This window comes from Paenibacillus cymbidii (genome assembly GCF_004764705.1).
GTDB classification, from domain to species: Bacteria; Bacillota; Bacilli; order Paenibacillales; family NBRC-103111; genus Paenibacillus_AN; species Paenibacillus_AN cymbidii.
The window spans coordinates 1-8,790 of sequence record NZ_SHLX01000063.1; the positions used below are offsets into that span (position 1 = coordinate 1).

At 47.5% G+C, this 8,790-nt stretch carries 3 protein-coding genes, 17 tRNA genes, 1 rRNA gene and 1 pseudogene; 4 read left to right on the forward strand and 18 right to left on the reverse strand.

What is annotated here, in order from left to right; genetic code table 11:
* Positions 1-306: 306 nt before the first annotated feature.
* From EXY20_RS38440 to EXY20_RS38455, 4 genes and pseudogenes are all read left to right on the forward strand, one after another.
* Positions 307-854, forward strand: a pseudogene (locus EXY20_RS38440) (transposase); the annotation flags it as partial.
* A gap of 129 nt (positions 855-983) precedes the next feature.
* Positions 984-1,937 (forward strand): radical SAM protein, encoded by a 954-nt coding sequence (locus EXY20_RS38445; RefSeq protein WP_135557751.1) that lies wholly within the window; start codon positions 984-986, stop codon positions 1,935-1,937.
* On the forward strand, positions 1,934-2,335 hold the full coding sequence (locus EXY20_RS38450; protein WP_135557752.1) for a DUF6375 family protein: 402 nt from the start codon (positions 1,934-1,936) through the stop codon (positions 2,333-2,335). The genes EXY20_RS38445 and EXY20_RS38450 overlap by 4 nt, the downstream gene beginning before the upstream one ends.
* 27 nt (positions 2,336-2,362) lie before the next feature.
* Positions 2,363-6,394, forward strand: a complete 4,032-nt coding sequence (locus tag EXY20_RS38455) for an NACHT domain-containing protein (RefSeq protein WP_135557753.1) — start codon at positions 2,363-2,365, stop codon at positions 6,392-6,394.
* Positions 6,395-6,690: 296 nt separating this feature from the next.
* On the opposite strand, the gene EXY20_RS38460 is transcribed toward EXY20_RS38455, so the two are convergent.
* The 18 genes from EXY20_RS38460 to rrf all read right to left on the reverse strand — a co-directional run bounded on the left by EXY20_RS38460 (position 6,691) and on the right by rrf (position 8,783).
* Positions 6,691-6,769: transfer RNA gene (locus EXY20_RS38460), tRNA-Leu, on the reverse strand.
* Positions 6,770-7,119: 350 nt separating this feature from the next.
* Positions 7,120-7,196 (reverse strand) — tRNA-Arg (locus EXY20_RS38465).
* Between the two features lie 22 nt (positions 7,197-7,218).
* Positions 7,219-7,304 (reverse strand) — tRNA-Leu (locus tag EXY20_RS38470).
* A gap of 7 nt (positions 7,305-7,311) precedes the next feature.
* Positions 7,312-7,385, reverse strand: a tRNA-Cys gene (locus tag EXY20_RS38475).
* Positions 7,386-7,398: 13 nt separating this feature from the next.
* Positions 7,399-7,473, reverse strand: a tRNA-Gly gene (locus EXY20_RS38480).
* Positions 7,474-7,481: 8 nt separating this feature from the next.
* Positions 7,482-7,556 (reverse strand) — tRNA-Gln (locus EXY20_RS38485).
* A gap of 19 nt (positions 7,557-7,575) precedes the next feature.
* Positions 7,576-7,651 (reverse strand) — tRNA-His (locus EXY20_RS38490).
* A 14-nt stretch (positions 7,652-7,665) separates the two neighbouring features.
* Positions 7,666-7,739 (reverse strand) — tRNA-Trp (locus EXY20_RS38495).
* Between the two features lie 4 nt (positions 7,740-7,743).
* A tRNA-Tyr gene (locus EXY20_RS38500) sits at positions 7,744-7,829 on the reverse strand.
* 40 nt (positions 7,830-7,869) lie between these two features.
* Positions 7,870-7,945, reverse strand: a tRNA-Thr gene (locus EXY20_RS38505).
* A gap of 10 nt (positions 7,946-7,955) precedes the next feature.
* Positions 7,956-8,031, reverse strand: a tRNA-Phe gene (locus EXY20_RS38510).
* 11 nt (positions 8,032-8,042) lie between these two features.
* A tRNA-Asp gene (locus EXY20_RS38515) sits at positions 8,043-8,119 on the reverse strand.
* Between the two features lie 47 nt (positions 8,120-8,166).
* Positions 8,167-8,243: transfer RNA gene (locus EXY20_RS38520), tRNA-Met, on the reverse strand.
* A gap of 67 nt (positions 8,244-8,310) precedes the next feature.
* Positions 8,311-8,386 (reverse strand) — tRNA-Val (locus tag EXY20_RS38525).
* Positions 8,387-8,394: 8 nt separating this feature from the next.
* Positions 8,395-8,469: transfer RNA gene (locus EXY20_RS38530), tRNA-Glu, on the reverse strand.
* 14 nt (positions 8,470-8,483) lie between these two features.
* Positions 8,484-8,575 (reverse strand) — tRNA-Ser (locus tag EXY20_RS38535).
* 4 nt (positions 8,576-8,579) lie between these two features.
* Positions 8,580-8,655, reverse strand: a tRNA-Asn gene (locus EXY20_RS38540).
* An 11-nt stretch (positions 8,656-8,666) separates the two neighbouring features.
* Positions 8,667-8,783, reverse strand: a 5S ribosomal RNA gene (rrf, locus tag EXY20_RS38545).
* Positions 8,784-8,790: the final 7 nt, after the last annotated feature.

Consider the following 8,790-nt stretch of genomic DNA (forward strand, 5'->3'; position numbering starts at 1 on the left):
TGTAAGAAAAGAGCCTTCTTGAGAGAGTTCAGGTGTCCAAAAGTTTCCGGAACGAATGTCCAAACATTAACGGAATAACTGTCCATTACTTACCGGAATGACTGTCCAAAGTTTCCGGAATACGCAGTTGCAGTATCGCCATATCCCCCGTTCGGTATCACCATTTCCACGTTGCCCATATCTTCGGTTTCCAGCACGAATCGATCCTCTTGCACAATTCCGGCCACAATGTCCAGTTCAAGCAGAATAGGAATATTTTCTTCCGTCTGTCCCCTAACGGTTTGATGCAAGCCGCTCACATCATTCTACATCGGACGGTATACTCGGCGACTGACGATCGCGGTGCATCGGATCAAGGAGTACGACGGGGAAGATGTGGTGTTCAGCTGCCCTGACAAGTCGAGCGGGGAAGATGAAGAGAAGGAAGAGCGCGTGACGGAAGAGGAGTTCATCACACGTCTGATCCGTCATATCCCGGATGAGCATTTCAAGACGATCCGGTACTACGGCATCTACTCGCGGCGGACGAAGATAGCGAGCAAGAAGTTGCTGCACGTGTGGCAAGAGCAGAGCCGGAAGTGGGTCGTGCGGGTGCAGCGCGTGCTGAAGCGGAGATTTTGGCGGGAACGTGTCAAACAAACGACAGGAAAGGACCCGCTCGTTTGTCCGAGATGCGAGTGTTATTATGAGTATAAGGGAGAAGTGTGCCTGCAGGAAGGGAAACTACGGGGGAAATATGCCCGCTGCCGGATGACGCAGGCTTGTTTAGAGAGGATGGCGATCTCACCGGTATAGAAAAAGCGAAAACCAGCCAAAAAGAAAAAGCCCAGCCCCCTTTCCATCGGGCAAGTTAAGTACATCTGTCCGACGTGCCAGAAGAGCGAATGCATTCCGCTCCTCCTGCCAATTTAATTAAGCCTACTATAATGACCTTTCTTATTATAAGATGTACTCAAAGGGTAGCATGAATTGGAGGTACACAAATGTATGCTCGCTACAATGAAATTTCAAGTAGACATCTCACGCAAAAGATCAAAGTAAGAATGGGACCCGATGGTCTCCTACTATTCGATCGTCAGACTGGGGTTAACCTTCTATTTGACGAGCTAAGAATTCCTCAAGAACAATGGTCCGCTGCACCGCGTCATGTTTCCATCGCCTTAACAAACACATGCGATCTTGAATGTCCCCATTGCTATGCACCAAAGCATTCTGCCAAATTGAGTAATGAGCAGCTTTTTGCATGGTTGGATGAGCTTGATGCAAATGACTGTATTGGTGTCGGATTTGGAGGTGGAGAGCCAACTTTGTATAAAAACTTCATAGACGTATGCAAACATGTTTCTAGAAATACTCGTATGGCAGCGACATTCACAACCCACGGACACCGCATCAATGATCGTGTAGCCTCAGACTTAAAAGGAAATATTCATTTTATTCGCGTAAGCATGGATGGAGTAGGTCCTACGTACGAAGGACTACGCAACAGACGTTTTTCTTCTTTTGTGCAACAACTTGAACTGATCCATCAGATCGCTCCATTTGGGATTAACTACCTTGTCAACAAATTGACCTTGCCTGATTTGGACGATGGAATCGCACTGGCTGTGGAATACGGGGCTTCTGAATTTTTGCTGCTTCCAGAACAACCTGTACGAGGATATGGGGGCATTGATAACCAAACAATAATGAAATTACGTGCACAGATCAAATCGTTTCAAAGTCCGATCCCGCTACGAATCAGCGAAGCAGGTAGCGAACAGTTCTCAATTTGTGATCCTTTTCCTAATGAGAAGGGACTGCGCGCTTACGCTCATATTGACGCTTCAGGTGCTGTGAAACGCTCATCGTTTGATGATTCCGGTGTTATCATCTCCTCAAAGGGAATAATGCATGCTTTAGAAATACTCGAAACGGCAGGGGGAAGGTACGAATGAAAATATGGAATGGCTATGGTTCCGAACATTCTATGAATCTCGTGATGATTGGTCAATTTAAGGAAGCTGCTGATGCAGAGGAAGCAACTAAGCTGATTGACCAAATAATTCAACAGATGCGCATCGATGAAGAAAAGAAGCGAGATCATGAAACCTCCCAAGATCGATTTAGTGATGGGATGTTGGAACTTCTGGGAACATCGAAGATGTACTCACTTAACCCATCAGACCTTGAGCAATTCCTTTATGACGTTCGAGTTGATATCAAAAATAATAAGATTTCCATCACTACAGATGAAATAGATGTAATGGCATTTCTGAAGGTGCTACTCGATAAAGGAGCCCGGGTCGAAGTATACTCTGCTCATGACTATCCAGACACTGGATACGGACGTTGAGTAACATGTACGAGGGAGGAAAGTATCATGCCGGCTGTAAGTTGGAATGCATTTGAACAATTGCCTGGAGATAATGCGAAGAATTTCGAACTCTTATGCCGAGCTCTAATACGGCGACACTACGGTCAGTTCGGTAATTTTCGATTTTTAGCCAATCAACCGGGGATTGAATTTCATTTGAAGTTACATACAGAGTGTTTACTGGGCCAGCCTACACGTTGGTATGGGTGGCAATGCAAGTGGTATGACTTGCCTTCAGGTCGAGCTATCGGTACTACTCGTCGTCGTCAAATTGAAGAAGCTATCACAACTACTGAAAGATTATTACCCGAACTTACCGATTGGGTGTTATGGACTAGATATTCGCTAACTGAAGGCGATCAACAATGGTTCTATAATCTGGAAACGACCATGGCATTGCATCTTTGGACCGCATCGGAAGTTGAAGAACACCTTAGTGGACCAGCAGAAATTTTCCGTGGAACCTATTTCGGTGAACTGGTACTTACTCCGGACATACTACATGAAAAGCACACGGAGATGATTGAACGAATTCGAGGAAGATGGCTCCCCGAGGTACATCAAATAGTAGATGCTGAACGAGCCCTGCGTCGAATGCTAGGAGAGGAAGATTCGTGGGTCGCTTTACAGGATGTTGCGGACCAGCTTCAAAATGGCGCGGCGGCTATTAGATTAGGAATGTTCAATCTACCCGAAACCCTTGAAAAAGAAGTCAATAGGCTCGTCGAGAGCTCAATAGACATCGCAAATGCTTTAAAGCAGACCCATACTACTCTAGCAGACGGGGGTTATGAAGTTGTAAAACAAGAACTGTCAGGCCAACGAAATGGTAATTTAGAATGGAGCATCTTAGTCAGACGTCTAAGAGCTGGACGTTATCCAATTGTATTGCCGGTCACCAATATCGTAGCAGATATCAAAATGGCTTACAAATTACTCTCTGATCTACACCAAATATTCAATAGTCGATTGGTCGCGGTAGTGGCTGATGCAGGCTTTGGAAAAACCCAAATGTCAGCTCAACTCACAGCTACGAAAAAAGATCGCCCTGCAGGTATTCTGCTCCATGGACGCAACCTTGCAGCGAGGGGGAGCCTTGATGCGCTCGCGACCCGGATTGTTATCAATGGTAATCCTATACCAAGCTTTGAGAAATTGCTAGCCGCTGTGGATGCGGCAGGGCAGCGTGCTAGCAGACGCCTCCCTATTGTCATTGATGGCTTAAACGAAGCTGAGGACCCTCGTGATTGGAAGGATCAGCTTGCCATATTGAGTGTCACACTAAGTAAATATCCTTATGTGCTTGTTGTATGCACTCTGCGTTCGGATTTCATAGAAGAGGCTGTTCCTAATGAAATCAAGCGTCTCGATATTACAGGTTTTGAGCACGACATTGAAGACGCCGCGCGGAGGTATTTCCGATACTACCGGATTGATCCTTCCGACGCGATGCTACCATGGGAAATGCTCCACCATCCGCTCACATTGCGAATATTTTGCGAGGTAACGAATCCCAAGCGAACACGAATTGTAGGCGTTGAATCCATGCCAGGCTCACTCACTTCCTTGTTTGAACGATACCTTGACCAAGTTGCAGAGCGTTTAGCAGAATTATCTCCACGGTCTCATCGTTATTATGAGTCCGATGTTAGAACTGCGATTAGTAAAATTGGTCTTTGCTTGTGGGAAATGAATGCACGCAGCTTGAATTTAACAGATATTCGCCGATATCTCGAAGACGATGGCCGCCCATGGGATCAAAGTATCGTTCGTGCTTTTGAACAAGAAGGTATACTTCTTAGAGGGTCAGACCATCACCACGGACCAAATCACGTTATCGTTGTTTATGATGCACTTGCCGGACATCTCATAGCGGATGCGTTAATTGGAAAACACAGCGGACAACAGTTTGCATCCTGGTTGAATGATCCATATACCATTTCTTTACTGGATGGAGACTCGGTTCAACGACATCCGTTTGCAAGCGACATTTTCCATTCCTTAGTAGGACTAGTGCCGCATAAGATGTATAGACAACAACTTTGGTCATTACTCGATGGGCCGCAGCGAGCCAAAGCTCTCTATGCAGCAGCCTCGTTGGATAAACTGTATCTCGATAGCGAGACGATATCACAGCTGGCCGCGCTCGTAGCTACAATTCCGAGCGGGCAACGTGATCTCTTTGAACGACTCTGGGTGACCCGCGCGGCGCAATCTCATCCTCTTAACGCAGAATTTTTAGACGACGTGTTACGACCCATGCCGATTTCAGAGCGTGATCTCAGATGGAGTGAATGGGTCCGAAACCAACAAAACGAAATACTTAAAGATTTGAAGTGGCTTGAACAACGTTTACGGACGGAAAAACAGCATAATGATCGAAATAAACTGTGCGCTTTGTGGATCATGTGGACCCTCACTAGTACAGTTCGACTGCTACGCGATCACGCTACTCGCACCCTGTATTGGTTCGGTTTTCGTTATCCGCAGGACTTGTTTGAACTAACTCTTAACTCATTAGGAATAAATGATCCCTATGTTCCGGAACGCATGCTTGCAGCTTGCTATGGAGTTTCGATGTCACTTTGGTCAGATCCTTGTGGGGATGAAGTGAGAAGAGAGCTTCCGAATTTTGCACTAAAACTGGTAAACGAAATGTTTGTCCCGGAAGCCCTACATTCCACACGCCATATCCTGACGAGAGAATACGCTTTAGGTGTAATCGATCTGGCAACACGAATAGAACCGAGATGTATACCGGAGGACAAAGCGCATTACCTTAAGCCTCCGTTTCAACATATCCCTTCTCCATTCCTAAAACTCGATGATGTAGACGATACAAGTATATCCAGCGTGGAGAGCGCAATTCATTTGGATTTTGGGAATTATACAATAGGTCAACTGATTCCGAACAGACAAAACTATGACTTCGAAAATCCTATGTATCAAGAAGTCAGACGACAAATCGAATTCAGAATCGCTGAGTTAGGATACACATCTACTCAGTTTGATAAGGTAGACAGAGAAATTGGCAACTCTTCATGGCGAACCGTAAGCCGAGAAACTTCGAAAGTGGACCGATACGGTAAAAAATATTCGTGGATAGCATTTTTTGAAATGTATGGTTACCGATACGATAATGGGACATTACCTGATCGGAGAGTTAATAAACGCCCACCTGATGTCGATATAGACCCTAGCTTCCCTGAGACTGCACGAACTTGGCAACCAGCATTACCTGATTTATTTGCCGAATTTTCCACAAAACCTCGGACATGGATCAAAGATGGCCCTACCCCTAACTACGCCCATCTATTAGAATCTGAAGAAGTGGACGGTCTGCCAGGGCCTTGGACTTTGCTTCATGGTTACATTGAACAGTCTTCCAAAGGGGATTCAAGGCGCATATTCACCTTTCTGCCAGGTTTGTGTGTGGGGTATGAACAGGTTGAGAAATTATTAATCTCGTTTGATAAAATTGAATATCCAGGCAATATGGCAATCCCAGAACCGCAAGAGGATTATTATACTTACGCTGGAGAGCTCCCATGGTCACCGCGATTCGGCAGCCCTCTTCGTGCTTTAGATGGCCGTGCGCTACGTGACGTACAAGATGCATTCGACAATTATAAGGGAAGCGGTATTCCTGTAGAGGTGCCTGCGTTTAAATTTGGTTGGGAGAGCTATCACAGTGCCCTTAATCAAGTGAACGGAATCATCTTGCCTGCCCCTGCACTTTGCGAACACTTCGGGTTATCGAACCGTCAGGGCGAATGGGACTTCTACGATAGAGAAGGACGCGCCGCAACAATTTATAGAGAGTTTAAAGGCGATCGAGATTCATTTCGCTCCTATCTATTGTATCTACGAACAGATTTGTTGAAGCTTTATTTGACTCAAACCAGTCAAACTCTAGTTTGGCTTCTATGGGGTGAACGAGGGTTTGAGCACCGCGCATCCTTAAAACACGAAAATGATCTAAGAGCTTTATGGTCAAAGCATAAACATATTCACCGTAGTAGTATAGTTATGAAATAACTTACATTATTTTAGAATCAGCCCGCCACCCTTTATAGACTTGAGGGTGACGGGTCATCGAAATCGAATCTGTAAGATTAGACAGCAAGAACCAAATTATGTCCGACAAACATGGACATTGGTATCTCCTTGCGTATCCCTTTGCCGCTTACTTTCTCCCCCCATCCCCTTCACATGATTCTCGAGAAGTCGATAAGTGCATACATAATTTTGTTCGATTTTCAAGTCAGAATCACCACACTACAACTAAAAAAGCCCCCAAGATATTATCCCTGAGCGCTTCATGATTTAGTTGATACCGGCGAGAGGACTCGAACCTCCACCCGTTAGGACTCGATTTTGAGTCGAGCGCGTCTGCCATTCCGCCACGCCGGCATATTGAAATAGTATAACAAATTCACGAAGAATCATCAATAATTTTCTTTCTTTTGGTCCACTTGACTGAATTTCCCTGTCGAGTTATCCTCTACACACCAGCCGCGTACAACCTGGCCGCGTTACGTCCTGACAAAAGCGCGGTGCTGCAAAAGCGGTTGAAATTTAGGGAGTTTGGCGCGGGTTAAGCGAGAAAAGCGCGCCTCCTGTTTCGGAAAAGCTATATGTCATGCGGGTTCTTGGCTTTCGCCGCGCTATACTTGAGGCGCGTACAATTTTGAGTCGAGCGCGTCTGCCATTCCGCCACGCCGGCATATGATAAAAAAATCTTGCTAGATACTTCAGAAATATGGCGTGCCCTAAGAGATTCGAACTCCTGACCTTTTGATTCGTAGTCAAACGCTCTATCCAGCTGAGCTAAGGGCACATAAGATTAAGAAACAAGCTGCTGGTGCCGAAGACCGGACTCGAACCGGTACGAGGTCGCCCCCGCAGGATTTTAAGTCCTGTGCGTCTGCCATTCCGCCACTCCGGCAAAATTGTGGAGGCGCCACCCAGACTCGAACTGGGGGTAGAGCTTTTGCAGAGCTCTGCCTTACCACTTGGCTATGGCGCCGTTTGAATAAAAATGGAGCGGACGACGGGAATCGAACCCGCGACCCTCGCCTTGGCAAGGCGATGCTCTACCGCTGAGCCACGTCCGCATATAAAATGGCTGGGGATCTAGGATTCGAACCTAGGCATGACGGAGTCAAAGTCCGTTGCCTTACCGCTTGGCTAATCCCCAATCTTAACAAGCTATAAAATGGGGCGATCGACGGGAATCGAACCCGCGGATCCCGGAGCCACAATCCGGTGCGTTAACCACTTCGCCACGACCGCCATAATATCCTGCTTGGCAGGGGCAGCAGGAATCGAACCCACACCAAAGGTTTTGGAGACCTTTGTTCTACCTTTAAACTATGCCCCTGTAATGGTGGAGGATGATGGATTCGAACCACCGAACTCGTCAGAGAACAGATTTACAGTCTGCTGCGTTTGGCCACTTCGCTAATCCTCCAGGCTATGAACTTGTCAAAATCGACCATTGCGTCGATTGGTGGTGCCGCCGAGAGGACTTGAACCCCCAACCTACTGATTACAAGTCAGTTGCTCTACCAGTTGAGCTACAGCGGCAAATGGAGCATGGTGGCTCGGGACGGAATCGAACCGCCGACACGAGGATTTTCAGTCCTCTGCTCTACCGACTGAGCTACCGAGCCAAAAGAAAAAATGGCGGAGCCGACGGGATTCGAACCCGCGGTCTCCTGCGTGACAGGCAGGCATGTTAGGCCTCTACACCACGGCTCCGCGATTAGTGCCCCTCTCGGGGTCCTCAAAACGAATCTTGAGGAATTTGGTTGCGGGGGCAGGATTTGAACCTGCGGCCTTCGGGTTATGAGCCCGACGAGCTACCGGGCTGCTCCACCCCGCGTCGTTATTATATCACCCTATGGGGTGTCCTGCAATGAAACATCCTGTTTCATATGCCGGTATTGTAATGGTGGGCGCTGAGGGGATCGAACCCCCGACCCTCTGCTTGTAAGGCAGATGCTCTCCCGGCTGAGCTAAGCGCCCGAGAATAATGGTGACCCGTAGGGGATTCGAACCCCTGTTACCTCCGTGAAAGGGAGGTGTCTTAACCCCTTGACCAACGGGCCTCGTATGTAGTTACTGGCGGAGAGAGAGGGATTCGAACCCTCGAGACGCTTGTGACGCCTACACGATTTCCAATCGTGCTCCTTCGACCAACTCGGACACCTCTCCAAAATGGCTCCCCGAGCAGGACTCGAACCTGCGACAACTCGATTAACAGTCGAGTGCTCTACCGACTGAGCTATCAGGGAATATTAGATGCGCTTGGCAACGTCCTACTCTCCCGGAACCCTGCGGTTCAAGTACCATCGGCGCTGGAGGGCTTAACGGTCGTGTTCGGGATGGGAACGCGTGGGTCCCCTCCGCCATCATCACCAAACGTTCAG